The 23786-nt window shown below is 72.5% G+C and carries 21 protein-coding genes; 14 read left to right on the forward strand and 7 right to left on the reverse strand.

Going from position 1 to position 23786, the window contains the following annotated elements:
- Positions 1-2 precede the first annotated feature (2 nt).
- Positions 3-638, reverse strand: coding sequence for a TIGR03085 family metal-binding protein (locus ACSUPV_RS30290; protein ID WP_436948927.1), 636 nt, complete (start codon positions 636-638; stop codon positions 3-5).
- Positions 639-758: 120 nt separating this feature from the next.
- Here ACSUPV_RS30290 and hisI point away from each other — a divergent pair, with 120 nt between their 5' ends.
- From hisI to lgt, 11 genes are all read left to right on the forward strand, one after another.
- Entirely contained in the window at positions 759-1157 is a 399-nt protein-coding gene (hisI, locus tag ACSUPV_RS30295; RefSeq protein WP_436948928.1) for a phosphoribosyl-AMP cyclohydrolase, read from the forward strand.
- 11 nt (positions 1158-1168) lie between these two features.
- Positions 1169-2650: an anthranilate synthase component I gene (locus tag ACSUPV_RS30300; protein WP_436948929.1), complete on the forward strand. Its 1482-nt coding sequence runs from the start codon at positions 1169-1171 to the stop codon at positions 2648-2650.
- 41 nt (positions 2651-2691) lie between these two features.
- Positions 2692-3333, forward strand: a complete 642-nt coding sequence (locus ACSUPV_RS30305; RefSeq protein ID WP_031115707.1) for a TIGR02234 family membrane protein — start codon at positions 2692-2694, stop codon at positions 3331-3333.
- A 153-nt stretch (positions 3334-3486) separates the two neighbouring features.
- Positions 3487-3738 (forward strand): HGxxPAAW family protein, encoded by a 252-nt coding sequence (locus ACSUPV_RS30310; protein WP_037757173.1) that lies wholly within the window; start codon positions 3487-3489, stop codon positions 3736-3738.
- Positions 3739-3822: 84 nt separating this feature from the next.
- The gene (locus ACSUPV_RS30315; RefSeq protein WP_031115705.1) at positions 3823-4257 is read left to right on the forward strand and encodes a DUF2752 domain-containing protein; all 435 of its coding nucleotides are present in this window, start codon (positions 3823-3825) and stop codon (positions 4255-4257) included.
- A 139-nt stretch (positions 4258-4396) separates the two neighbouring features.
- On the forward strand, positions 4397-5206 hold the full coding sequence (gene trpC / locus ACSUPV_RS30320; RefSeq protein ID WP_031115704.1) for an indole-3-glycerol phosphate synthase TrpC: 810 nt from the start codon (positions 4397-4399) through the stop codon (positions 5204-5206).
- 21 nt (positions 5207-5227) lie between these two features.
- Positions 5228-5428 carry a tryptophan biosynthesis modulator TrpM gene (trpM, locus tag ACSUPV_RS30325; protein ID WP_037757172.1) on the forward strand — a complete coding sequence of 67 codons (201 nt, stop codon included), beginning with the start codon at positions 5228-5230 and terminating at the stop codon, positions 5426-5428.
- Positions 5429-5493: 65 nt separating this feature from the next.
- Positions 5494-6780 carry a tryptophan synthase subunit beta gene (gene trpB, locus ACSUPV_RS30330; protein ID WP_037757170.1) on the forward strand — a complete coding sequence of 429 codons (1287 nt, stop codon included), beginning with the start codon at positions 5494-5496 and terminating at the stop codon, positions 6778-6780.
- Positions 6777-7595: a tryptophan synthase subunit alpha gene (trpA, locus tag ACSUPV_RS30335; protein ID WP_031115701.1), complete on the forward strand. Its 819-nt coding sequence runs from the start codon at positions 6777-6779 to the stop codon at positions 7593-7595. The genes trpB and trpA overlap by 4 nt, the downstream gene beginning before the upstream one ends.
- A gap of 85 nt (positions 7596-7680) precedes the next feature.
- Positions 7681-8457, forward strand: a complete 777-nt coding sequence (locus tag ACSUPV_RS30340; RefSeq protein ID WP_037757167.1) for a DsbA family protein — start codon at positions 7681-7683, stop codon at positions 8455-8457.
- An 84-nt stretch (positions 8458-8541) separates the two neighbouring features.
- Positions 8542-9474 carry a prolipoprotein diacylglyceryl transferase gene (gene lgt / locus ACSUPV_RS30345; protein ID WP_436948930.1) on the forward strand — a complete coding sequence of 311 codons (933 nt, stop codon included), beginning with the start codon at positions 8542-8544 and terminating at the stop codon, positions 9472-9474.
- Between the two features lie 72 nt (positions 9475-9546).
- Here lgt and ACSUPV_RS30350 read toward each other — a convergent pair whose 3' ends face one another.
- The 6 genes from ACSUPV_RS30350 to ACSUPV_RS30375 are packed head-to-tail and all read right to left on the reverse strand — an operon-like array spanning position 9547 to position 16347.
- Positions 9547-10359: an HpcH/HpaI aldolase/citrate lyase family protein gene (locus tag ACSUPV_RS30350; RefSeq protein WP_037757161.1), complete on the reverse strand. Its 813-nt coding sequence runs from the start codon at positions 10357-10359 to the stop codon at positions 9547-9549.
- Positions 10356-11555, reverse strand: coding sequence for a CaiB/BaiF CoA transferase family protein (locus ACSUPV_RS30355; protein WP_031115695.1), 1200 nt, complete (start codon positions 11553-11555; stop codon positions 10356-10358). The genes ACSUPV_RS30350 and ACSUPV_RS30355 overlap by 4 nt, the downstream gene beginning before the upstream one ends.
- Positions 11552-12913: an ADP-ribosylglycohydrolase family protein gene (locus tag ACSUPV_RS30360; RefSeq protein ID WP_037757159.1), complete on the reverse strand. Its 1362-nt coding sequence runs from the start codon at positions 12911-12913 to the stop codon at positions 11552-11554. The genes ACSUPV_RS30355 and ACSUPV_RS30360 overlap by 4 nt, the downstream gene beginning before the upstream one ends.
- Positions 12901-14070, reverse strand: a complete 1170-nt coding sequence (locus ACSUPV_RS30365) for an ADP-ribosylglycohydrolase family protein (RefSeq protein WP_037757157.1) — start codon at positions 14068-14070, stop codon at positions 12901-12903. Before ACSUPV_RS30365 ends, ACSUPV_RS30360 begins: the two co-directional genes overlap by 13 nt.
- 7 nt (positions 14071-14077) lie before the next feature.
- The gene (locus ACSUPV_RS30370) at positions 14078-15286 is read right to left on the reverse strand and encodes an ADP-ribosylglycohydrolase family protein (RefSeq protein WP_382611039.1); all 1209 of its coding nucleotides are present in this window, start codon (positions 15284-15286) and stop codon (positions 14078-14080) included.
- Positions 15283-16347: an ADP-ribosylglycohydrolase family protein gene (locus ACSUPV_RS30375; RefSeq protein WP_031115690.1), complete on the reverse strand. Its 1065-nt coding sequence runs from the start codon at positions 16345-16347 to the stop codon at positions 15283-15285. Before ACSUPV_RS30375 ends, ACSUPV_RS30370 begins: the two co-directional genes overlap by 4 nt.
- A 215-nt stretch (positions 16348-16562) precedes the next feature.
- Here ACSUPV_RS30375 and ACSUPV_RS30380 point away from each other — a divergent pair, with 215 nt between their 5' ends.
- The 3 genes from ACSUPV_RS30380 (at position 16563) to ACSUPV_RS30390 (ending at position 23737) form a co-directional block, all read left to right on the forward strand.
- On the forward strand, positions 16563-17294 hold the full coding sequence (locus ACSUPV_RS30380) for a VIT1/CCC1 transporter family protein (protein ID WP_031115689.1): 732 nt from the start codon (positions 16563-16565) through the stop codon (positions 17292-17294).
- 382 nt (positions 17295-17676) lie between these two features.
- Positions 17677-22281 carry a glutamate synthase large subunit gene (gene gltB / locus ACSUPV_RS30385; RefSeq protein WP_436948931.1) on the forward strand — a complete coding sequence of 1535 codons (4605 nt, stop codon included), beginning with the start codon at positions 17677-17679 and terminating at the stop codon, positions 22279-22281.
- Entirely contained in the window at positions 22274-23737 is a 1464-nt protein-coding gene (locus ACSUPV_RS30390; protein ID WP_031115686.1) for a glutamate synthase subunit beta, read from the forward strand. Before gltB ends, ACSUPV_RS30390 begins: the two co-directional genes overlap by 8 nt.
- The last annotated feature ends 49 nt before the right edge of the window (positions 23738-23786 follow it).

Genomic DNA, 23786 nt, shown 5'->3' on the forward strand with positions numbered 1-23786 from the left:
CCTCAGATCCCGAGCTGCTTCGTCTCGTGCAGCTTCGCGATCGCGTTCTCGTCGCCGTCCAGGTCGACCTTGGCGGCGCTCTGGCGGCCGTAGGAGAACAGGACCAGCTCCGACGGCTCGCCGGTGACCGTGACCACCGGTGTGCCGCGCTGGGCGACCGCCGTCTGGCCGTCGGGGCGGCGCAGCACCAGGCCCGTCGGGACGCCGCGGCCCATCAGACGGGCGCTCCGCTCCAGGCGGGACCACAGGGCGTCCTGGAAGACCGGGTCGAGCTCGCGCGGAGACCAGTCGGGCTGGGCGCGCCGGACGTCCTCCGTGTGGACGTAGAACTCGATGATGTTCGACATCTCGTCGACCGGCTTGAGCGAGAAGGGTGAGAAACGCGGCGGGCCCGTACGGATCAGCTGGATCAGCTCCTCGTACGGCTTGTCCGTGTACTCCGCCATCACCCGGTCCAGGCGCGGCGCGAGCTGCTTGATCAGTATTCCGCCGGCGGCGTCGGGGCGGCGCTCGCGCACCACCACGTGGGCGGCGAGGTCCCGGGTCGTCCAGCCCTCGCACAGGGTGGGCGCGTCCGGGCCCGCGGTCTCCAACAGGTCGGCGAGGAGAAGTCGTTCACGCTTGGCATGGGTCGACATGGAGTCAGCCTACGACCGGCCCCCCGGTCCGCCCAGCGGACCTGCCGTTCCCGGTCCGCGCCGGTCCGCCCAGTGGACACGGCACCTGCGCTGTCCGTGGCGCGCGGCACAATGGTCGGCATGACCAGCACGCCCGCCCGGCCCAGCCGCCTCGACCCGGAGATCGCCGCCCGCCTCAAGCGCAGCGCCGACGGCCTCCTGCCCGCCGTCGCCCAGCAGTACGACACCGGAGAGGTGCTCATGCTCGGCTGGATGGACGACGAGGCCCTGCACCGCACCCTCACCACCGGCCGGTGCACGTACTGGTCGCGCAGCCGCCAGGAGTACTGGGTCAAGGGCGACACCTCCGGCCACTTCCAGTGGGTGAAGTCCGTCGCCCTGGACTGCGACGCCGACACGGTGCTCGTCAAGGTCGACCAGGTCGGCGCCGCCTGCCACACCGGCGCCCGCACCTGCTTCGACGAGGACGTCCTCCTCAAGGACGACGGCGGCTCCGACGTCTCCGCCCCGGATCAGTAAGGTCAGCCGCCATGGACCTCGAGACGTTCCGCAAGCTCGCCACCGACCGGCGGGTCATCCCGGTCACCCGCAAGCTCCTCGCCGACGGCGACACGCCGGTGGCGCTCTACCGCAAGCTCGCCGCCGAGCGCCCCGGCACGTTCCTGCTGGAGTCCGCGGAGAACGGCCGCTCGTGGTCCCGGTACTCGTTCTTGGGAGTCCGCAGCGCGGCCACGCTCACCGCGCGCGACGGGCAGGCCCACTGGCTCGGCACCCCGCCGGTCGGCGTCCCCACCGAGGGCGACCCCCTCGCCGCCCTGCGGGCCACCATCGAGGCGCTGCACACCCCCCACCAGGAGGGCATGCCGCCCTTCACCGGCGGCATGGTCGGCTACCTCGGCTACGACATCGTCCGCCGCCTGGAGAAGATCGGCCCCGGCGAGCGCGACGACCTGAAGCTGCCCGAGCTCACCATGCTCCTCACCAGCGACCTCGCCGTCATGGACCACTGGGAGGGCTCGGTCCTGCTGATCGCCAACGCGATCAACCACAACGACCTGGAGACCGGCGTCGACGAGGCCCACGCCGACGCCGTCGCCCGGCTCGACGCCATGCAGGCCGACCTCTCCCGCCCGGTCGCCCAGCCCCCGGCCGTCCTCCCGCCCTCCGAGCTGCCCGAGTACACGGCGCTGTGGGGCGGCCCCGACTTCCAGGAGGCCGTCGAGGACATCAAGGAGCGCATCCGGGCCGGGGAGGCCTTCCAGGTGGTCCCTTCCCAGCGCTTCGAGACGCCGTGCACGGCGAGCGCGCTGGACGTCTACCGGGTGCTGCGGGCCACCAACCCGTCGCCGTACATGTACCTGTTCCGCTTCGACGGGTTCGACGTCGTCGGCTCCTCCCCGGAGGCGCTCGTCAAGGTCGAGGACGGCAGGGCCATGGTCCACCCCATCGCCGGCACGCGCTGGCGCGGCGCCACCCCGCAGGAGGACCAGGCCCTCGCCGACGAGCTGCTCGCCGACCCCAAGGAACGCGCCGAGCACCTCATGCTCGTCGACCTGGGGCGCAACGACCTGGGGCGGGTCTGCGAACCCGGCTCCGTCGAGGTCGTCGACTTCATGTCCATCGAGCGGTACTCGCACGTGATGCACATCGTCTCGACGGTGACCGGCCGCGTGGCCGCCGGGCGCACGGCCTTCGACGTCCTCACCGCCTGTTTCCCGGCCGGCACCCTCTCCGGCGCCCCCAAGCCCCGCGCCATGCAGATCATCGACGAGCTGGAGCCGTCCCGGCGCGGCCTGTACGGCGGCTGCGTCGGCTACCTCGACTTCGCCGGCGACTCCGACACGGCCATCGCCATCCGCACCGCCCTCCTCCGCGACGGCACCGCGTACGTGCAGGCCGGGGCGGGCATCGTCGCCGACTCCGACCCGGTCGCCGAGGACACCGAGTGCCGCAACAAGGCGGCCGCCGTCCTGCGCGCCGTGCACACGGCGAACCGGCTGGGAAAGGCCTGAGATGACCCCCGGGTGACGGTTCGCCCGGGGTTCAGGCGATAGTGGGGTGCGTGACTGCTGTACCTCACCCCCGTTCCCAAGCCGCCGGATCCGCCCGGGCCGGCCGCCTGAGCCTCGCCGCCGCGCTGCTGTGCGGCGCGCTCGGCGCGGCCGTGGCGCTCCTCGCCACCCGGCAGCAGTGGTCGGAGGGCACCGCGACGGTGGCCGGCGGCGCCTTCCCGCTGACCGCCAACGGCAGCGACGTCACGGGCGTCCCCGCGGCGCTCGCCATAGTGGGCCTCGCCGCGCTCGTCGCCGTCTTCGCCGTCCGCCGCGCCGGCCGGGTCGTCGTGGCCGCGCTGCTGGCGCTCTCCGGCGCGGGCACCGTCGCCGCCGCCCTGCTCGGCGCCTCCGACAGCTCCGCCCTCGACGAGAAGGCCGCCCAGGCGTCCGGCGACACCTCCGCCTCGGTGGCCGCACTCAGCCACACCGCCTGGCCGTACGTCGCGGCCGTCGGCGGCGCGCTGCTCCTGCTGGCCGGGCTGCTCGCCCTGCGCTACGGCCGGCTGTGGCCCGCGATGTCCGGCCGCTACGAGCGCGGCGGCGCGCCCCAGCCCCGCCGCAAGGCCCCCGCCGTCGACCCCGACCGGCCCGAGGATCTGTGGAAGGCACTCGACCGGGGCGAGGACCCGACCGGGGCCTGAGCCACTCGGGGACCGGGGCCTGAGCCACCCGGGCCGGGGCCTGAGCCACCCGGGGGAGCGCCGGACCACCCCCGCTCACCGCCCACGCGCGCGTGCGGGACAATGGGCCCGAGCGTCCTGCTCAGACACGCACACAGCAACGAGGAGCAAGCAATGGCGGGCAGCAGCCACGGTCACACCCCGGCCGCCTGGACCGGTGTCACGATCGCCTTCATCGGTTTCTGCGTCGCGGGCGCGTTCATGGTGATGGACCAGCCGGCGGGCTTCTGGGCCGGCATGGTCGTCGTGCTGCTCGGCGGTGTCGTCGGCGGCATCATGCGGATGATGGGCCTGGGCCAGCCCAAGGACCTGCACGCACCGCACAAGATGACGGGCGACCGCGAGCCGGCCCGCGTCGAGGGCTGATCCCGGCGGAACGACGCGCATCCCGCATGAGGGGCGGCCGACACCAGGGTGCCGGGACCGCCCCTCACGCGTGTGCGGGGCACAATGCCTACCGTGAACGCCGACAGCCGAAGGGTGACGCACGGTCCGGCGCGACGCCTGGCCGTACCCGCGGGGCTCCTGGCGGGAGCCGTCGCCGCCTTCGCCTACGTGGGCGCGGTGGACCCCAACGAACCCGGCCACTACCCCGTCTGCCCGCTGCTGCACTACACGGGCCTGTACTGCCCCGGCTGCGGCGGACTGCGCAGCGCCCACGCCTTCGTCCACGGCGACCTCCCGGCGGCGCTGCACGCCAACGCGCTCGCCGTCCTCGGCTATCTGGCCTTCGCCGTGCTGTGGACCGTATGGGTGGTCCACGCGGTGCGTGGACGCCCGCTGCGGATCGACCCCCGCCCGGGGCTGGTGTGGGGCCTCGGCGCGTTGCTGCTGGTCTTCACGGTTGTCCGGAACCTGCCCTTCGGTGGCTGGCTCCATCCTTGATCATCTTGTGTATGTCCAGGTAGTGGGACCGGCGTCAACCGGATGCGAGTCCTACGCCTCGCTGCGGATACCATCGCAGTGACCATCGGTTTCCGATCGGTCGCTGGAACTGTCAAGAGTCTGGAAGGGGGCCGCTCGCGTGAGTGTGCTCGACGAGATCATCGACGGAGTCCGTGCCGACCTCGCGGAGCGGCAGGCGCGCGTCAGCCTCGACGAGCTCAAGGAGCGCGCGGCGAAGGCTCCCGCGGCCAAGGACGGCGCGGCGGCCCTGCGCGGCGACGGCGTCAAGGTCATCTGCGAGGTCAAGCGCTCCAGCCCCTCCAAGGGCGCGCTGGCCGCGATCGCCGACCCGGCCGGGCTCGCCGCGGACTACGAGGCGGGCGGCGCGGCCGTCATCTCCGTGCTGACGGAACAGCGGCGCTTCGGCGGCTCGCTCGCCGACCTGGAGGCGGTCCGCGCCCGGGTGGACATCCCCGTCCTGCGCAAGGACTTCATCGTCACCTCGTACCAGCTGTGGGAGGCTCGCGCCTACGGCGCCGACCTCGCCCTGCTGATCGTCGCCGCCCTCGACCAGCCCGCCCTGGAGTCCCTCATCGAGCGCGCCGAGTCCATCGGGCTCACGCCGCTGGTCGAGGTCCACGACGAGGACGAGGTCGAGCGCGCGGTCGACGCCGGCGCCCGCGTGATCGGCGTCAACGCCCGCAACCTCAAGACGCTCGAGGTCGACCGCGGCACCTTCGAGCGGGTGGCACCGGAGATCCCCGCCCACCTCATCAAGGTCGCCGAGTCCGGCGTCCGCGGCCCGCACGACCTCATCGCCTACGCCAACGCCGGTGCGGACGCGGTCCTGGTCGGCGAGTCCCTCGTCACCGGCAAGGACCCCAAGACGGCGGTCTCGGACCTGGTGGCGGCGGGCGAGCACCCCGCACTCCGGCACGGCCGGAGCTGATCACCCGCTAGGCTTGCCCCGATGACTCTCACCATGACGACCGTGGACCGGTACGCCCGCCTCGCGCGCGGCTGCCGCCCCCGCGGCTGCCGAGCCCCGGCCCGCCGGGTCCACGGCCGCCGCGTCCGGTACGTCATCGGTGATGAGCCCGGGCAGGTCAACGGCATGCGATGGCCCACCCAGGGGCGCGGGGAACGGCGCGACCAGCCACCCACGGCCTGAGGTCGTCCGACTACCCGGCCCCCACGGCGATCGGTTTTCCACAACACTCACCGTGAGGTTTCCGCATGCCCAGCCAGTTCTTCATCCCCGACCCCGAGGGACAAACGCCCAACCCCGAAGGCTACTTCGGGGCCTTCGGCGGCAAGTTCATCCCCGAGGCCCTCGTCGCCGCCGTCGACGAGGTCGCCGTCGAGTACGACAAGGCCAAGCACGACCCCGAGTTCGCCAAGGAACTCGACGACCTCCTGGTCAACTACACCGGCCGGCCGTCCGCGCTCACGGAGGTGCCCCGGTTCGCCGAGCACGCCGGCGGCGCCCGGATCTTCCTGAAGCGGGAAGACCTCAACCACACCGGCTCCCACAAGATCAACAACGTGCTCGGGCAGGCCCTGCTCACCAAGCGCATGGGCAAGACCCGCGTCATCGCCGAGACCGGCGCCGGCCAGCACGGCGTCGCCACCGCCACCGCCTGCGCCCTCTTCGGCCTCGAGTGCACCATCTACATGGGCGAGATCGACACGCAGCGCCAGGCCCTCAACGTCGCCCGCATGCGCATGCTCGGCGCCGAGGTCATCGCCGTGAAGTCCGGCAGCCGCACGCTGAAGGACGCCATCAACGAGGCGTTCCGCGACTGGGTCGCCAACGTCGACCACACCCACTACCTCTTCGGCACCGTCGCCGGCCCGCACCCCTTCCCGGCCATGGTCCGCGACTTCCACCGGGTCATCGGCGTCGAGGCCCGCCGCCAGCTCCTGGAGCGCGCCGGCCGCCTCCCCGACGCCGCGATCGCCTGCGTCGGCGGCGGCTCCAACGCCATCGGCCTCTTCCACGCCTTCATCCCCGACGAGGGCGTCCGCCTCATCGGCTGCGAGCCGGCCGGCCACGGCGTCGACACCGGCGAGCACGCCGCGACCCTGACCGCCGGCGAGCCCGGCATCCTGCACGGCTCCCGCTCCTACGTCCTCCAGGACGACGAGGGCCAGATCACCGAGCCCTACTCGATCTCGGCCGGCCTGGACTACCCGGGCATCGGCCCCGAGCACTCCTACCTCAAGGACAGCGGCCGCGGCGAGTACCGCGCGGTCACCGACGACGCGGCCATGCAGGCCCTGCGCCTGCTGTCCCGCACCGAGGGCATCATCCCGGCCATCGAGAGCGCCCACGCCCTGGCCGGCGCTTTGGAGGTCGGCGAGGAGCTCGGCAAGGACGGGCTGATCGTGGTCAACCTGTCCGGCCGCGGCGACAAGGACATGGACACCGCCGCCCGCTACTTCGGCCTCTACGACACCGACGCCGAGGTCGCCGCCGACGCGGACACCGACACCGCCGAGATCGAGGGGGACGCCAAGTGAGCGGCAACCTGCAGCTGTTGAGCGACACCCTCGCCGCGGCGAAGTCCGAAGGACGTTCGGCCCTCATCGCCTACCTCCCGGCCGGGTTCCCGACCGTGGACGGCGGCATCGAGGCGATCAAGGCCGTCCTCGACGGCGGTGCCGACGTCGTCGAGGTGGGCCTGCCGCACAGCGACCCCGTCCTCGACGGCCCCGTCATCCAGACCGCCGACGACATCGCCCTGCGCGGCGGCGTCAAGATCGCCGACGTGATGCGCACGGTCCGCGAGGCCCACGAGGCCACCGGCAAGCCCGTCCTCGTCATGACGTACTGGAACCCCATCGACCGCTACGGCGTCGAGCGGTTCACGGCGGAGCTGGCCGAGGCGGGCGGCGCGGGCTGCATCCTGCCCGACCTGCCCGTGCAGGAGTCGGCGCTGTGGCGGGAGCACGCCGAGAAGCACGGTCTCGCGACCGTCTTCGTCGTCGCCCCCAGCAGCAAGGACGAGCGGCTCGCGCAGATCACCGCGGCGGGCAGCGGCTTCGTCTACGCCGCGTCCCTCATGGGCGTCACCGGCACCCGCGCCACCGTCAGCTCGCAGGCCCAGGACCTGGTGGAACGCACCCGGGCCACCGGGACCGACCTGCCGGTCTGCGTCGGGCTCGGCGTCTCGAACGCCACCCAGGCCGCCGAGGTCGCCGGCTTCGCCGACGGCGTGATCGTCGGCTCGGCCTTCGTCAAGGCGATGCTCGACGCCCCGGACGACGCGGCCGGTGTCGAGGCCGTGCGCGCGCTCGCCGGCGACCTCGCCCAGGGCGTGCGCCGACAGGCGTAGAAAGCCGCACGTCATACGGGTCCCTCGTACGGGTGGACCTGAGGCCGGGGAGGCGCGGTGCGCCTCCCCGGTTCGTTTCCGGGGTGTGAGCGAGAAGAACCGTGAGGGAAAGCGCACCGCCCGGGAGAAGCTGGCGGTCGAGCGCGAGAAGCAGAAGTCCGCGGAGAAGCGCCGACGCGCGCTGCTCGTGGGCGGCGCCGTCGTCGCTGTCCTGGGACTCGCGGCGGTGATCGGCGTCGTCGCGGCCAACGCAGGCAAGGACGACGGCGGCGAGGCCTCGGGCCCGGTCGTGGCCCCCTCGGGCGCCCAGGGCAAGGACGGCCTGGCGATCCCGGTCGGCAAGGACAGCGCCAAGTCCACGCTCACGGTGTGGGAGGACTTCCGCTGCCCGGCCTGCAAGTCCTTCGAGACGGGGTACCGGCCGGTGATCCACGAGCTGACGAACGCCGGCCAGCTGAAGGTCGAGTACCACCTGGTCACGCTCATCGACGGCAACATGCGCGGCAGCGGCTCCCGCAACGCGGCCAACGCCGCCGCCTGCGCCCAGGACGCCGGGAAGTTCCCCGCGTACCACGACGTGCTCTTCGACAACCAGCCCCCGGAGATCGACGACGCGTACGCGAGCACCGACAAGCTGATCGAGCTGGCCGGCAAGGTCGACGGCCTGGACACCCCGGCCTTCCGCGCCTGCGTCAAGGACGGTACGCACAACGCCTGGGTCGACAAGTCCCACCAGGCCTTCGACAAGGGAGGCTTCTCGGGCACGCCGACCGTCCTGTTCGACGGCAAGAACATCTACCAGGACCGGACGATGACCCCGGCCAAGCTGAAGCAGATGGTGCAGGAGGCGAACAAGGCGTAAGGCGTTTTCTCACGCCCCTGTTATGGACCCGTAGCCGGGCCCCCTGCCCGGGGCCCGGTCCCGCACGGTAGCGTCGACCTTGCCATGGAACTTGCCTTCATTCCCAGCCCGTCGCGCGGGGTGCTGTACCTCGGCCCCATTCCGCTGCGCGGCTACGCGTTCTGCATCATCATCGGCGTCTTCGTCGCGGTCTGGCTCGGCAACAAGCGCTGGATCGCCCGGGGCGGGCGGGCCGGCACGGTGGCCGACATCGCTGTCTGGGCCGTCCCCTTCGGCCTGGTCGGCGGCCGCCTCTACCACGTGATCACGGACTATGAGCTGTACTTCAGCGAGGGCCGTGACTGGGTGGACGCCTTCAAGATCTGGGAGGGCGGCCTCGGCATCTGGGGCGCGATCGCGCTCGGCGCGCTGGGCGCGTGGATCGGCTGCCGCCGCCGCGGCATCCCGATGCCCGCCTACGCCGACGCCGTCGCGCCGGGCATCGCCCTCGCGCAGGCGATCGGCCGCTGGGGCAACTGGTTCAACCAGGAGCTGTACGGCAAGCCCACCGACCTGCCGTGGGCCCTGGAGATCACCTCCTCGGCGGACGGGCGGGTGCCGGGCACCTACCACCCGACGTTCCTGTACGAGTCGCTGTGGTGCATCGGCGTCGCGGTCCTGGTGATCTGGGCGGACCGCCGCTTCCGGCTCGGGCACGGGCGGGCGTTCGCGCTGTACGTCGCCGCGTACTGCGCCGGGCGCGGGTGGATCGAGTACATGCGCGTCGACGACGCCCACCACATCCTGGGCGTCCGGCTGAACGTGTGGACCGCGATCCTCGTGTTCCTGCTCGCCGTGACGTACCTGGTGGTGTCGGCGAAGAAGCGGCCCGGCCGGGAAGAAGTGGTGGAGCCGGGCGCGGAGGCCACCGGCGGTGAGACCGGCGAGGACGCCGCGACCGAGGACGAGGCGGAGTCCGGCAAGGACGGGGCCAAGAGCGAGGTCGATGACGAGGCCGGGTCGGCGAAGAAGATCTGATGGTCTGCCGTACGTGACCGAGGGCGCCCGGAGCTTGTCGGGCGCCCTCGGCGTTTTTCCGGTGGGGGATGGTCAGCGGCGGCGGGCCAGGGACAGAGTGCGCTGGGCCGCCGTCACCACCGCCGCGTCGACGAAGCGGCCGTCCGGCAGGGCCTGGGCGCCCTGCTGCGTGGCGGCCGCCTTGAGGACCGTCTCGGCCCGCTCGATCTCCTCCTCGGTGGGCAGATAGGCCCGCTCGATCACCGGGAGCTGGCGGGGGTGGATCGCTGCGCGGCCCAGGAAGCCCAGGGCCCGGCCGTGCGCGCAGGAGGCGGCCAGGCCCTCCAGGTCGCGGGTGTCCGGGTGGACCGACTGCGGCGGCGGGGGCAGGCCCGCCGCCCGCGCCGCCACGATCACCCGGGAGCGGGACCAGTCGAGGCCCGTGTCGTCGCGCACGCCCAGGTCGGCCCGGAGATCCGCCTCGCCGAGCGCGATGCCGCGCAGGTTCGGGTGGGCGGTGGCGACGGCGTACGCCTGTTCCACGGCGAGGGCCGTCTCCAGCAGGGCGTACAGCCCGGCCGTGGCCCGGGGCGCGACGCGGGTGATCTCGGCCGGGGAGGTCACCTTGGGCAGGCGCAGTCCGGACAGGCCGGGGGCCTCCGCGAGGGCGGTGATGTCCCGCTCGGCCCAGGGGCCGTCCAGGGAGTTGACGCGGACGTGCACCGGGACCGGCGGCGGGTCGGCGAGCAGGTCGGCGGTGGCGGCGCGGGCGTACTCCTTGCGGTCGGGGGCGACCGCGTCCTCCAGGTCGACGACGACGATGTCGGCGCCGCAGGTGAGGGCCTTCGTCACCAGGTCCGGGCGGTCGCCCGGGGCGTAGAGCCAGGTGAGGGGGAACGCCGTCACAGGGCGCCCTCCGCGCGCAGTGCCGTGAGGTCGTCCGGGGACAGGCCCAGTTCGGTGAGGACCTCGTCGGTGTCGGCGCCGTGCGGGCGGCCGGCCCAGCGGATCGCGCCGGGCGTGGCGGAGAGGCGGAACAGGACGTTCTGCATGCGCAGCGGGCCGAGTTCCGGGTCGTCGACGGTGGTGATGGTGTTCAGGGCCTGGTACTGCGGGTCGGCCATCACGTCCCGGATGTCCTGGACCGGGGCCACGGCCGCCTCCGCCTTCTCGAAGGCCGCGAGGACGTCGGTGCGGGTGCGCGCGGCGATCCAGCCGCCGACCGCCTCGTCCAGGACGTCGGCGTGGCGGGCGCGGTCGGCGCCCGTGGCGAACCACGGCTCGTCGATCAGGTCCGGGCGGCCGACCAGGTGCATCACACGTTCCGCGACCGACTGGGCCGAGGTGGAGACGGCGACCCAGGTGTCGTCGGCGGTGCGGTAGACACCGCGCGGGGCGTTGTTGGGGGAGCGGTTGCCGGTGCGGGGCTGGACGTGGCCGAGCTGGTCGTACCAGAGGGGCTGGGGGCCGAGGACGGCCAGGATCGGCTCGATCAGGGCCATGTCGACGACCTGGCCCTCGCCCGTCCGGTCCCGGGCGGCCAGCGCCGTCATCACCGCGTACGCCGTGGTCAGGCCGGCGATCGCGTCGGCGAGCCCGAAGGGAGGCAGAGTAGGGGGTGCGTCCGGCTCGCCGGTGATCGCGGCGAAGCCGCTCATCGCCTCCGCGAGGGTGCCGAAGCCGGGGCGGTGCGCGGAGGGGCCGAACTGGCCGAAGCCGGTGACGCGGGCCAGCACCAGGCGGGGGTTGGCGGCCGACAGCTCCGGCCAGCCCAGGTCCCACTTCTCCAGGGTGCCGGGGCGGAAGTTCTCGACGATCACGTCGGCGGTGGCGGCGAGGCGCAGGAGGGTGGCGCGGCCCCCGGGCCGGGACAGGTCGAGGGTCATGGTCCGCTTGTTGCGGCCGAGCATCTTCCACCACAGGCCCACGCCGTCCTTCGAGGGGCCGTGGCCGCGGGAGGGATCGGGTTTCGTGGGGTGCTCGACCTTGATGACCTCCGCGCCGAAATCGCCGAGCAGGGTGGCGGCCATCGGGCCGGCGAAGAGGGTGGCGAGATCGAGGACGCGCAGGCCGGTGAGGGGCGCGGGCTGGGGAGCGGTCATGGGCGGTGGGTCTCCCGGTGGGTGAGGTGGGCGAGGGTGTCGAAGCCGACGCCGTTGAAGTCGCCGATGGAGGTGGACAGGCGGTTCTTCAGCGGGGCCGTCCAGCGATCGGGGAGCGCCGCGGGGTCTTCGGCGAGCAGGCCGGCGATGCTGCCGGCCGTGGCGCCGTTGGAGTCGGTGTCCCAACCGCCGCCTACCGCACGGCAGATGGAGCCGGTGAAGTCGCCGTCCGCGTGGGTGAGGGCGGCGGCGATCAGCGCGGTGTTGGGGACGGCGTGCACCCAGTGGTGGGTGGTGGCGTGGGTGGTGTGGAGGGCGTCGACGACCGTGTCGAAGTCGGCGTGCTCGTGGGCCAGTTCGATGGCCTGGCGGACCGCTCGGGCGAGGCGGGAGCGTGGCGGGACGACCGTGAGGCCGGTGCGCAGGCAGGTGTGGACGTCGGCGGTGCCGGTCGCGGCCGTCGCGATGGTGGCCGCCGTGAACATCGCCGCGTAGACGCCGTTGGCGGTGTGGGTGAGGGTGGCGTCGCGGTGGGCCTGTTCGGCCGCGGCGGCCGGGTCGCCGGGGTTGGTCCAGCCGTGGACGTCGGCGCGGATCAGGGCGCCGATCCATTCGCGGAACGGGTTGCGGTGGCGGGCGGTGCGCGGGGGTTCCAGACCGCTGAGGAGGTTGCGGTAGGCCACGCGTTCGGCGGTGAAGGTGCGGCCGGCGGGGAGTTCGTCGAGCCAGGTGCGGGCCACGTCCGTGGTGGTGAAGGTCCTGCCGTGCCGTTGGAGGAGGACCAGGTTGAGGAGGGGGTAGTTGAGGTCGTCGTCCTCGGGCATGCCGTCGATGTTCTCGGCGAGGGAGGTTTGTGCCGAGCGGCGGTTCCAGGGGTACGCGGTGAGGAGTTCGTCCGGGACGCCTCGTGCCGTGAACCAGGTGGACAAGGGCCAGTTGCCGGTGGACTTGGCCAGGCGGCGGATGCCTTCCAGGGGGAGTTTCTCCACTGGTTTGCCCAGGAGGCAGCCGATGGCCCGGCCCAGCCAGGCGGCTTCGAGGGGCTGGTGGGGCGGGGCCGGGGTGGGCGCGGGCGCTGGCCAATCGACGCAAACCGTCCTGATCTTCTCCAGGTCCGTCGGTTCGTCGTCCGCCAACGCGCTGGGCAGGTCCGCCAGTTCGTCCAGGAGGTCTTCCGCCAGTTGGCGGAGGTAGCGGGACGTGGGGGTGGGGGAGGCGCCCGCGGTGGCCGGTGCCTCGGGGCCGCCTGCCGCCCGCCAGCGTGCCGCGATGGCCTTGGGCTCGCGGCCGTCCTGGGTCGCCTGGCGGAGTTCGTGGCCGAGCAGGTCCTCCGGCTGGACCCAGGTCAGTCGGAGCATTCCCGGCCTCCGAGCGACGCGAAGGCCCGTTCGTGGGTGCGGCGGCGGGAGACGTCCCGGGCGAAGATCTCGCGGGTCACCTCCGTGAGGGTGGCCGCCGGTTCCCACAGGTCCAGGCGGCTGGCCTCCGCGACCGTCTTGGCCCAGTCCTCCGGGACCGGTGCGCCCAGGGCTCCCGCCAGGGCGCCCGCCATCGTGGCGATGGAGTCGCAGTCCCGGCCGTAGTTCACGGCGCCCAGCACCGCGTGGCGGTAGTCGCCCCGGGCGACGAGCAGCATGCCCAGGGCGACGGGGAGTTCCTCGATCGCGTGGAGGCGGGACGGGCGGCGGGCGCCCAGGGACGGGGCGCGGTAGTCGGGGCCCACGGTGTCGTAGGGGGCCACCGCCTCGCGCAGGGGGCGCAGCGCCGACTCGAAGTCCGTGTGGCGGGAGGCCTCCTCGCAGACCCGCTCGATCGCCGTGCGCGTACCGTCCTTCGCCAGGGACAGGCACGTCGAGACGACCGAGTCCGGGGTCGCTCCGGGGGTGCAGGCCGCAGCCACCGCCGCGGCCAGGACGCCCGCCGCCTCACGGCCGTACGACGACTGGTGCGCTCCGGCGACGTCCAGGGCCTCGGTGTAGGCGGCTCGCGGGTCGGCCGCGTTGACCAGGCCGACCGGCGCCATGTACATCGCCGCACCGCAGTTGACGATGTTGCCGGTGCCGGCCTCGCGCGGGTCGGCGTGGCCGTAGTGGAGGCGTGTCACGAGCCATTTCTCCGCGAGGAAGATCCGCTGGAGGGGGAGGGTCTCGGTCTCCAGTTCCGGGATCCAGCGGGGCTCGGTCATCAGGTCGGGGACCAGGTGGTCGGCGATCGCGTAGGCGTCGAGGTGGTCGCGGACGCGGGCGTAGACGCGGACCAGGGCGTGCGTCATCAAGGTGTCGTCGGTGACGTGGCCGTCGCCCTTGTGGTACGGGGCGAGAGGGCGGGCGGTGCGCCAGTCGTCGCCGTGCCAGGGGCCGACGACGCCGTGGACCCGGCCGCCGTGGCGTTCGAGGATCTGCTCCGGCGAGTAGCCCTCGACGGGGCCGCCGAGGGCGTCGCCGACGGCCGCTCCGACCAGCGCTCCGGTGATCCTCTCGTCCAGTGGGGCGTTTTGGTGTGGTTTGGGCTGCATGGCCGCATCATCCACCCGGGCGGGCCGGTTGTGCGGCTTCCAGGAGTCCGGCGAGTTCCACGAGGTCCGTGCCGGTGAGGCGGGGCAGGACGCAGCCGGAGAGCGTGCGGCAGGTCTCCCGCCAGGACGCCGGGATCGACACGCCGCCGCCGAGCGCGCCGGTGAGGGCGCCCGCCAGCGCCGGGGCGGAGTCCGCGACGCGGGACAGGCACGCCGCCGCCGGGACCGCCTCGGTGATGCGGCCGCGGGCCGCGGTGGCCAGGGCGAGGGCGACCGGGACGGTTTCGGCGGCGGCGATGCCGTAGCTGTAGACGTGGTCGACGATCTGGTGCTCCAGGGGCGGGACCAGGGCGAAGGCGCTGTCCGCGGCGGCGGCGAGCTTCAGGGCGTGCCGGGCGTTGCGGCCGATCTCCGTCTCCTCGGGGAGTTCGGCGAGGGCGGCGGTGACGCAGGCGTCGACGTGCGCGCCGGCCAGGGCGAGGGAGAGCGCCGCGGCCATCGCGCGGGCGCCGTGGACGCCGTCGCCGTCCTGGGTGTAGCGGGCGTCGAACTCGGCGAGGTCGGCGGCGCGGCGGGGGTCGCCCGGGTGGGCCACGGCCAGGACGCAGGCGCGGACGCAGGCGGCGTCGTCGAAGTAGTGCGGGTTGTCGTGGCCGGTGGCGGGCGGGCGCAGGCCCGTGGCGAGGTTGCCGAGGCCCGCGCGGACGGAGATGCGGGCGCGCAGGGGGAGGACCGCGGACTCGATCTCGGGCGCGCGGTCCGCCGCCGCGGCGACCTCGCCGGCGATGGCGTTCCAGGTGAGGTCGATCGCGGCTCGGGTGCGGCGGTCTCGGCTGAGGTCGTTCAGGACGGTGTCGTCGCCGGCGCGGAGGAGGGCTTCCGCGGCGAAGGCCGCCCATTCGGCGTCGTCGGAGGGGCCGAGACGGAGGGGCTCGGGGGGTTGGTTGAGGGCGATGGGGACGGGGAGGGTGGTCGTCGCGTTGTGTTCGGCGAAGGTGTCGAGTTCGCGGGTGAGGCGGCGGGTCCAGTCGGGCATGCGGGCGGCCCGGTGGCGGGCCGCGGGCCAGCCGGCGGCGTCGCCGGCCGCCAGGCCGAGCAGGAGGCCTTCGGCCCTCTTGTCTCCCACCCGCGCACCGCCCGTGACCGTCACCCGAGGGGTCCTGGTCTCCCGTGGGGCGATCTCGCCGTCGGCGGCCGCGGACTCGTGCGTTCTCATGAAACGGCCTCCGTTCCCTCGCCCGCCGCCAGGACGAAGTCCGTCGGTTCCGGTTCCGTCTCGGGCGGTGCCGGTGTCAGCAGGTCCGCCACGTCCAGGACGTGGTGGCCCGCCATCGCCGGGAGGCAGGAGCCCCGGGCGGGGGTGATGGCCGACGCCCAGGCGGTCGGGATCGCCGACACCGTGCGGGTCGCGCCGGCCAGCGCGCCCGCCACCGCCGCCGTCGTGTCCGCGTCGCGGCCCATGTTCACCGCGGTCAGGACCGACTGCTCGAAGTCGCCGTCGGCCGCCGCGTACGCGCCGAAGGCGAGGGCGACCGCCTCGGGGGCCAGGTCGGTCCAGGGGTAGCCGCCGATGACGACCGCCGAGCGGACCGCGCGTTCGCCGCGGTGGGCCACCGTCACCGCGCGGCGCAGGCTGCGGGCCGTCCAGGAGTCGTCGGGCACGACCGCGAGAGCCGCGGCCACGACCGCGATCGGCGGGGCCCCGGCCATCGCCGCCGCCACCCCGGCCGCCACCGCCTGGCCGCCGTAGATGCCCTCGCCGTCGTGGCTCACCGAACCGTCGATCGCGACCAGCCGGGCCGCCTCCGCGGGGCGCCCCGCCGCGAACACCCCGAAGGGCGCCGCGCGCATGGCCAGGCCGTCGCTCCAGGCGTGTCGGTGCTGGGCGGAGATGGGAGCGGCCAGGCCCCGGCGCAGGTTCTCCAGCGTGCCGCGCTCGCTGAACCCGGCGCCCCGGAAGGGGCCCTCGTCGCGGTCGGCGATCAGCTCGTGCCAGGCCGCCTCCACGTGGGCCGGGGTGAGGGCGGAGCCGTGCCGGGCCAGGAGGAGGCCGGAGAAGATCGCGTACTCGGTGTCGTCCGTGCCGGACGGCTTCTCGGCCACGTAGCCCGTGATGCGGCCCCACCGCGCGCGGATCTCGGACGGCTTCATGTTCTCGGCGGGTGCCCCGAGGGCGTCACCGACGGCCAGGCCCAGCAGTGCGCCCCGGGCCCGTGCGCGGAGTCCGGCGGCGTCCCCGGGCGCCGGGACGGAGGGGATGCAGGCGATCGATGCCATACGGCATGTGTCCCACTGCGACGAACCTGGCGAGCCTCAGGAGCCCCAGCATCACCCGGTCGACATCTGCGCGGGCCCATGATCAAGTGAGCGGAAAGCGGTAAACCCGCAGGTTAGCCCAGCCTTTCCTTGCTGGCGGGAACGGAATTCCGGGCGTAGTTTTGGTGTTGTAAAACTCTGGAACTTGTCCAAAGTAGGGGAGCGGGGTTCTTTCCATGGCCATCATCGAGACCGAGGCGGCGCTGCACGAGGCGCACCGGGACAACCACACCCACCGGGACGTGAACGGCGGCTGGCTGCGTCCCGCGGTGTTCGGTGCGATGGACGGCCTCGTCTCCAACCTCGCCCTGATGACGGGTGTCGCGGGCGGGGCGGTCGGTCAGCACACCGTCGTCCTCAGCGGGCTCGCGGGCCTGGCCGCCGGTGCCTTCTCCATGGCCGCCGGCGAGTACACCTCCGTCGCCTCGCAGCGCGAGCTCGTCGAGGCCGAACTGGATGTGGAGCGGCGCGAGCTGAGGAAGCACCCGAAGTGCGAGGAGGCCGAGCTCGCCGCGCTCTACCGTGCGAGAGGGGTCGAGCCGCAGCTGGCCGACGAGGTCGCCCGGCAGCTGTCGAAGGATCCCGAGCAGGCGCTGGAGATCCACGCCCGGGAGGAGCTGGGCATCGACCCCGCCGATCTGCCCTCGCCCACCGTGGCCGCCGTGTCGAGCTTCGGCTCCTTCGCGCTGGGCGCGCTGATCCCCGTGCTGCCCTATCTGCTGGGGGCGAGCAGCCTGTGGCCGGCCGTGCTGCTGGCGCTGCTGGGGCTCTTCCTGTGCGGTGCGGTGGTGGCCAAGGTGACCGCCCGGACCTGGTGGTACAGCGGGTTGCGCCAGTTGCTCCTGGGGGGTGCCGCGGCCGGTGTGACGTACGCCCTGGGCACGCTGTTCGGAACGGCCGTAGGATAGCGCGGCTCCGACTTATGCGATGGGCCGCATAAGTAGCCGTTACTCGCTGGTTTCGAACCTGCAACCACGGGGCATGAGCCGTAAGCGCTGCGGGCAATGACGCCCGCCGCGCATCCCAGTGGAGTGGGCGAAGACGCCCTTACCACCTGTCGGGCCCGACGGGCATCGATCTCACCCGGTCGTTCCGTGCTGGCCCCCCATAGCTTCCACCGCGGGCGCGGTACCCCCGCCGCGAGCCAGCGGTGTCCGCATGTTGGAACGGGTTATCCCGGTTCCCGAGAACCGCTCCATCATGTAACCTGCACGAAATTTTGCGATCACGCGAGGGCCAACGTCGTCCCTCGGCACTTGCACATGCCACCTGACGACGACGGGAGAGCCGATGCGTACGCCGCGCCAGCCGTCCCAGCATTCCGCGAATGGCCAGAACTGGTCGTTCATGGATGCTCGCCCTGCTGCGCAGGGTATGTACGACCCCCGCAACGAGCACGACGCCTGCGGCGTCGGCTTCGTCGCCACCCTCACCGGCGAGGCGTCCCACACCCTGGTCGAGCAGGCTCTGACCGTCCTGCGCAACCTCGAACACCGCGGTGCCACCGGCTCCGAGCCCGACTCGGGCGACGGCGCCGGCATCCTGTCGCAGGTCCCGGACGCCTTCTTCCGTGAGGTGGCCGGATTCGAACTCCCCGAGGCCGGTGCCTACGCCGTCGGCATCGCCTTCCTGCCGGAGGACTCCGCCGACGAGGCCGTCTCGCAGATCGAGACGATCGCCGCCGACGAGGGCCTGACCGTCCTCGGCTGGCGCGAGGTGCCGGTCGCTCCGCAGCTGCTGGGCGCCACCGCCCGGTCGACCATGCCGGTCTTCCGGCAGATCTTCGTCAGCGACGGCACCGCCGTGCCCGCTACGGGTATCGCCCTCGACCGCAAGGCCTTCGTGCTGCGCAAGCGCGCCGAGCGCGAGGCCGGCGTGTACTTCCCGTCGCTGTCCGCGCGGACCATCGTCTACAAGGGCATGCTGACCACCGGCCAGCTGGAGCCCTTCTTCCCGGACCTGTCCGACCGCCGCTTCGCCTCCGCGATCGCACTCGTGCACTCCCGGTTCTCGACGAACACGTTCCCGTCGTGGCCGCTGGCCCACCCGTACCGCTTCGTCGCGCACAACGGCGAGATCAACACCGTCAAGGGCAACCGCAACTGGATGGTGGCCCGCGAGTCGCAGCTCGTCTCCGACCTCTTCGGCGGCCGCGACGACCTGGAGCGGATCTTCCCGATCTGCACCCCGGACGCCTCCGACTCCGCCTCCTTCGACGAGGTCCTGGAGCTGCTGCACCTGGGCGGCCGTTCGCTGCCGCACTCCGTGCTGATGATGATCCCGGAGGCGTGGGAGAACCACGACTCCATGGACCCGGCCCGGCGCGCCTTCTACCAGTACCACTCCACGATGATGGAGCCCTGGGACGGCCCGGCCTGTGTCACCTTCACCGACGGCACCCAGGTCGGCGCGGTCCTCGACCGCAACGGCCTGCGCCCCGGCCGCTACTGGGTCACCGACGACGGCCTGGTCGTCCTCGGCTCCGAGGTCGGCGTCCTGGACATCGACCCCGCCAAGGTCGTCCGCAAGGGCCGCCTGCAGCCCGGCCGCATGTTCCTCGTCGACACCGCCGAGCACCGCATCATCGAGGACGACGAGATCAAGGCCGAGCTCGCCGCCGAGAACCCGTACGCGGAGTGGCTGGAGGCCGGCGAGATCGAGCTGGGCGACCTGCCCGAGCGCGAGCACATCGTCCACACCCACGCCTCGGTCACCCGCCGCCAGCAGACCTTCGGCTACACCGAGGAGGAGCTGCGCGTCATCCTCGCGCCGATGGCCAAGGCCGGTGCCGAGCCGATCGGCTCGATGGGCACGGACTCGCCGATCGCCGCGCTGTCGGACCGCCCGCGGCTGCTCTTCGACTACTTCACGCAGCTGTTCGCGCAGGTCACCAACCCGCCGCTGGACGCCATCCGCGAGGAGCTGGTCACCTCCCTGCGCTCGTCACTGGGTCCGCAGGGCAACCTGCTGGAGCCGAACGCGGCCTCCTGCCGCAGCGTCGTGCTGCCCTTCCCGGTCATCGACAACGACGAGCTGGCCAAGCTCATCCACATCAACGCCGACGGCGACATGCCCGGCTTCAAGGCCGCGACCCTGTCCGGCCTGTACCGGGTGCACGGCGGCGGTGACGCGCTGGCCGCGCGGATCGAGGAGATCTGCGCCGAGGCCGACGCCGCCATCGACAACGGCGCCCGCCTGATCGTCCTGTCGGACCGCCACTCCGACGCCGAGCACGCGCCGATCCCGTCGCTGCTGCTCACCGCGGCCGTCCACCACCACCTCATCCGCACCAAGCAGCGCACCCAGGTGGGCCTGCTGGTCGAGGCCGGCGACGTCCGCGAGGTCCACCACGTCGCCCTGCTCATCGGCTACGGCGCCGCCGCCGTCAACCCGTACCTGGCGATGGAGTCCGTCGAGGACCTGGTCCGCGCCGGCACGTTCCTGCCCGGCGTCGAGCCCGAGAAGGCCATCCGCAACCTCATCTACGCCCTCGGCAAGGGCGTGCTGAAGGTCATGTCCAAGATGGGCATCTCGACCGTCGCCTCCTACCGCGGCGCCCAGGTCTTCGAGGCCGTCGGTCTCGACGAGGCCTTCGTCGAGAAGTACTTCAACGGCACGGCCACCAAGATCGGCGGCGTCGGCATCGACGTCATCGCCAAGGAGGTCGCCGCCCGGCACGCCAAGGCCTACCCGGCCTCCGGCATCGCCCCGGCGCACCGCGCGCTGGAGATAGGCGGCGAGTACCAGTGGCGCCGCGAGGGCGAGCCGCACCTGTTCGACCCGGAGACGGTCTTCCGCCTCCAGCACTCCACGCGCTCCGGCCGCTACGACATCTTCAAGAAGTACACCGAGCGCGTGAACGAGCAGTCCGAGCGCCTGATGACGCTGCGCGGCCTGTTCGGCTTCAAGTCCGACCGGAAGCCCATCCCGATCGACGAGGTCGAGCCGGTCTCCGAGATCGTCAAGCGCTTCTCCACCGGCGCCATGTCGTACGGCTCCATCTCGCAGGAGGCGCACGAGACGCTCGCCATCGCCATGAACCAGCTGGGCGGCAAGTCCAACACCGGTGAGGGCGGCGAGGACCCGGAGCGCCTGTACGACCCGGCCCGCCGGTCGTCCATCAAGCAGGTCGCCTCCGGCCGCTTCGGCGTGACCTCCGAGTACCTCGTCAACTCCGACGACATCCAGATCAAGATGGCCCAGGGCGCCAAGCCCGGCGAGGGCGGCCAGCTGCCCGGCCACAAGGTCTACCCGTGGGTCGCCAAGACGCGGCACTCGACGCCGGGCGTCGGCCTCATCTCGCCGCCCCCGCACCACGACATCTACTCCATCGAGGACCTGGCCCAGCTGATCCACGACCTGAAGAACGCGAACCCGCAGGCGCGGATTCACGTCAAGCTGGTCTCCGAGGTCGGCGTCGGCACGGTCGCGGCCGGTGTGTCCAAGGCGCACGCGGACGTCGTCCTGATCTCGGGTCACGACGGTGGTACGGGTGCCTCCCCGCTGACGTCCCTGAAGCACGCGGGCGGTCCCTGGGAGCTCGGCCTCGCCGAGACCCAGCAGACGCTGCTGCTCAACGGCCTGCGCGACCGGATCGTCGTGCAGACCGACGGCCAGCTGAAGACCGGCCGCGACGTGGTCATCGCCGCGCTGCTCGGCGCCGAGGAGTTCGGTTTCGCGACCGCGCCGCTCGTCGTCTCCGGCTGCGTCATGATGCGCGTCTGCCACCTGGACACCTGCCCGGTCGGCATCGCCACGCAGAACCCGGTGCTGCGCGAGCGGTACAACGGCAAGGCCGAGTACGTCGTGAACTTCTTCCAGTACATCGCCGAAGAGGTCCGCGAGATCCTCGCCGAGCTGGGCTTCCGCTCCATCGAGGAGGCCGTCGGCCACGCCGAGGCCCTCGACGTCACCCGCGCGGTGAACCACTGGAAGGCGCAGGGCCTGGACCTGGAGCCGCTGTTCCACGTGCCCGAGCTGCCCGAGGGCGCGGTGCGCCACCAGCTGATCGCACAGGACCACGGCCTGGAGAAGGCGCTCGACAACCAGCTGATCAAGCTGGCGGCGGACGCCCTGGCCGCCTCGGACGCCACCGAGGCCCAGCCGGTCCGCGCCCAGGTGCAGATCCGCAACATCAACCGCACGGTCGGCACCATGCTCGGCCACGAGGTGACGAAGAAGTTCGGCGGCGCGGGCCTGCCCGACGACACCATCGACATCACCTTCACCGGCTCGGCCGGCCAGTCCTTCGGCGCGTTCGTGCCGCGCGGCGTCACGCTGCGCCTGGAGGGCGACGCCAACGACTACGTGGGCAAGGGCCTCTCCGGCGGCCGGATCATCGTCCGCCCGGACCGCGCGGCCGACCACCTCGCCGAGTACAGCGTCATCGCCGGCAACACCATCGGCTACGGCGCCACCGGCGGCGAGATGTTCCTGCGCGGCAAGACCGGTGAGCGGTTCTGCGTCCGCAACTCCGGCGCGACGGTCGTCTCCGAGGGCGTGGGCGACCACGGCTGCGAGTACATGACCGGCGGTCACGCGGTGGTGCTCGGCGAGACCGGCCGCAACTTCGCGGCCGGCATGTCCGGCGGCATCGCCTACGTGATCGACCTCGACCGGGACAACGTCAACGCGGGCAACCTCGACGCGATCGAGGCGCTGGACGACACCGACAAGCAGTGGCTGCACGACGTGGTCCGCCGCCACCAGGAGGAGACGGGATCCACCGTCGCCGAGAAGCTCCTGGCCGAGTGGGACACCGCCGTCGAGCGCTTCAGCAAGATCATCCCCAGCACGTACAAGGCAGTGCTCGCCGCCAAGGACGCCGCCGAGCGAGCCGGTCTCTCCGAGACCGAGACCCACGAGAAGATGATGGAGGCGGCGATCAATGGCTGACCCGAAGGGCTTCCTGAACCACGGGCGCGAGGTCGCCAAGTCCCGCCCCGTCGAGGAGCGCGTCAAGGACTGGAACGAGGTCTACGTCCCCGGCTCCCTGCTGCCCATCATCAGCAAGCAGGCCAGCCGCTGCATGGACTGCGGCATCCCGTTCTGCCACAACGGCTGCCCGCTGGGGAACCTCATCCCCGAGTGGAACGACTACGCGTACCGCGAGGACTGGGGCGCGGCGTCGGAGCGGCTGCACGCGACGAACAACTTCCCGGAGTTCACGGGCCGCCTGTGCCCGGCCCCGTGCGAGTCGGCGTGTGTGCTCGGCATCAACCAGCCGCCGGTCACCATCAAGAACGTCGAGGTCTCGATCATCGACAAGGCGTGGGAGACCGGGGACGTCGCCCCGCAGATCCCGGAGCGCCTGTCCGGCAAGACGGTCGCGGTCATCGGCTCGGGCCCGGCCGGCCTCGCCGCCGCCCAGCAGCTGACCCGCGCCGGCCACACCGTCGCCGTCTACGAGCGCGCGGACCGCATCGGAGGCCTCCTCCGGTACGGCATCCCCGAGTTCAAGATGGAGAAGCGGCACATCAACCGCCGCATCGAGCAGATGCGCGCGGAGGGCACCCGCTTCCGCACGGGCATCGAGATCGGCCGCGACCTGAAGGCCACGGACCTGAAGAAGCGCTACGACGCGGTCGTCCTGGCCGTCGGCGCGACCACGGCCCGCGACCTGCCGGTGCCCGGCCGCGAGCTCAAGGGCATCTACCAGGCCATGGAGTACCTGCCCCTGGCCAACAAGGTCCAGGAGGGCGACTTCGTGGCGCCCCCCATCTCGGCCGAGGGCAAGCACGTCGTGGTCATCGGCGGCGGCGACACCGGCGCGGACTGCGTGGGCACCGCCCACCGCCAGGGCGCGGCCTCCGTCACGCAGCTGGAGATCATGCCCCGCCCGAACGACGAGCGGCACCCGATCAACCAGCCCTGGCCGACCTTCCCCATGCTGTACAAGGTCACCTCGGCCCACGAGGAGGGCGGCGAGCGCGTCTACTCCGTCTCGACGACCCACTTCGAGGGCGACGAGGACGGCAACGTCCAGTGGCTGCACCTCACCGAGGTGGAGTTCATCGACGGCAGGCTGACCCCGAAGCCGGGCACCGAGCGCAAGATCCCCGCCCAGCTGGTCACCCTCGCCATGGGCTTCACCGGCACCGACCGGGAGAACGGCCTGGTCGAGCAGTTCGGCCTGGAGCTCGACGAGCGCGGCAACATCGCCCGCGACGCCGACTTCCAGACCAACGTGCCGGGCGTGTTCGTCGCCGGTGACGCCGGCCGCGGCCAGTCGCTCATCGTGTGGGCGATCGCCGAGGGCCGCTCGGCGGCGCGCGGGGTGGACCGCCACCTCACGGGCGCCAGCGAGCTGCCGGCGCCGATCCGTCCGACGGACCGGGCCCTGATGGTCTGACAGGCCCTGATGGTCTGACAGGCCCTCGAAAAGACGTCCCGTACAACGG

The sequence above is a fragment of the Streptomyces sp. SudanB52_2052 genome (genome assembly GCF_964272415.1).
Classification (GTDB): Bacteria; Actinomycetota; Actinomycetes; order Streptomycetales; family Streptomycetaceae; genus Streptomyces; species Streptomyces olindensis.

Coding starts and splice junctions, on each gene's coding strand:
- ACSUPV_RS30290 (WP_436948927.1), bottom strand. CDS start 638: ATGTCGACCCATGCCAAGCGTGAACGACTTCTCCTCGCCGACCTGTTG.
- hisI (WP_436948928.1), top strand. CDS start 759: ATGACCAGCACGCCCGCCCGGCCCAGCCGCCTCGACCCGGAGATCGCC.
- ACSUPV_RS30300 (WP_436948929.1), top strand. CDS start 1,169: ATGGACCTCGAGACGTTCCGCAAGCTCGCCACCGACCGGCGGGTCATC.
- ACSUPV_RS30310 (WP_037757173.1), top strand. CDS start 3,487: ATGGCGGGCAGCAGCCACGGTCACACCCCGGCCGCCTGGACCGGTGTC.
- ACSUPV_RS30315 (WP_031115705.1), top strand. CDS start 3,823: ATGCCTACCGTGAACGCCGACAGCCGAAGGGTGACGCACGGTCCGGCG.
- trpM (WP_037757172.1), top strand. CDS start 5,228: ATGACTCTCACCATGACGACCGTGGACCGGTACGCCCGCCTCGCGCGC.
- trpB (WP_037757170.1), top strand. CDS start 5,494: ATGCCCAGCCAGTTCTTCATCCCCGACCCCGAGGGACAAACGCCCAAC.
- lgt (WP_436948930.1), top strand. CDS start 8,542: ATGGAACTTGCCTTCATTCCCAGCCCGTCGCGCGGGGTGCTGTACCTC.
- ACSUPV_RS30355 (WP_031115695.1), bottom strand. CDS start 11,555: ATGACCGCTCCCCAGCCCGCGCCCCTCACCGGCCTGCGCGTCCTCGAT.
- ACSUPV_RS30360 (WP_037757159.1), bottom strand. CDS start 12,913: ATGCTCCGACTGACCTGGGTCCAGCCGGAGGACCTGCTCGGCCACGAA.
- ACSUPV_RS30365 (WP_037757157.1), bottom strand. CDS start 14,070: ATGCAGCCCAAACCACACCAAAACGCCCCACTGGACGAGAGGATCACC.
- ACSUPV_RS30370 (WP_382611039.1), bottom strand. CDS start 15,286: ATGAGAACGCACGAGTCCGCGGCCGCCGACGGCGAGATCGCCCCACGG.
- ACSUPV_RS30375 (WP_031115690.1), bottom strand. CDS start 16,347: ATGGCATCGATCGCCTGCATCCCCTCCGTCCCGGCGCCCGGGGACGCC.
- ACSUPV_RS30380 (WP_031115689.1), top strand. CDS start 16,563: ATGGCCATCATCGAGACCGAGGCGGCGCTGCACGAGGCGCACCGGGAC.
- gltB (WP_436948931.1), top strand. CDS start 17,677: ATGCGTACGCCGCGCCAGCCGTCCCAGCATTCCGCGAATGGCCAGAAC.
- ACSUPV_RS30390 (WP_031115686.1), top strand. CDS start 22,274: ATGGCTGACCCGAAGGGCTTCCTGAACCACGGGCGCGAGGTCGCCAAG.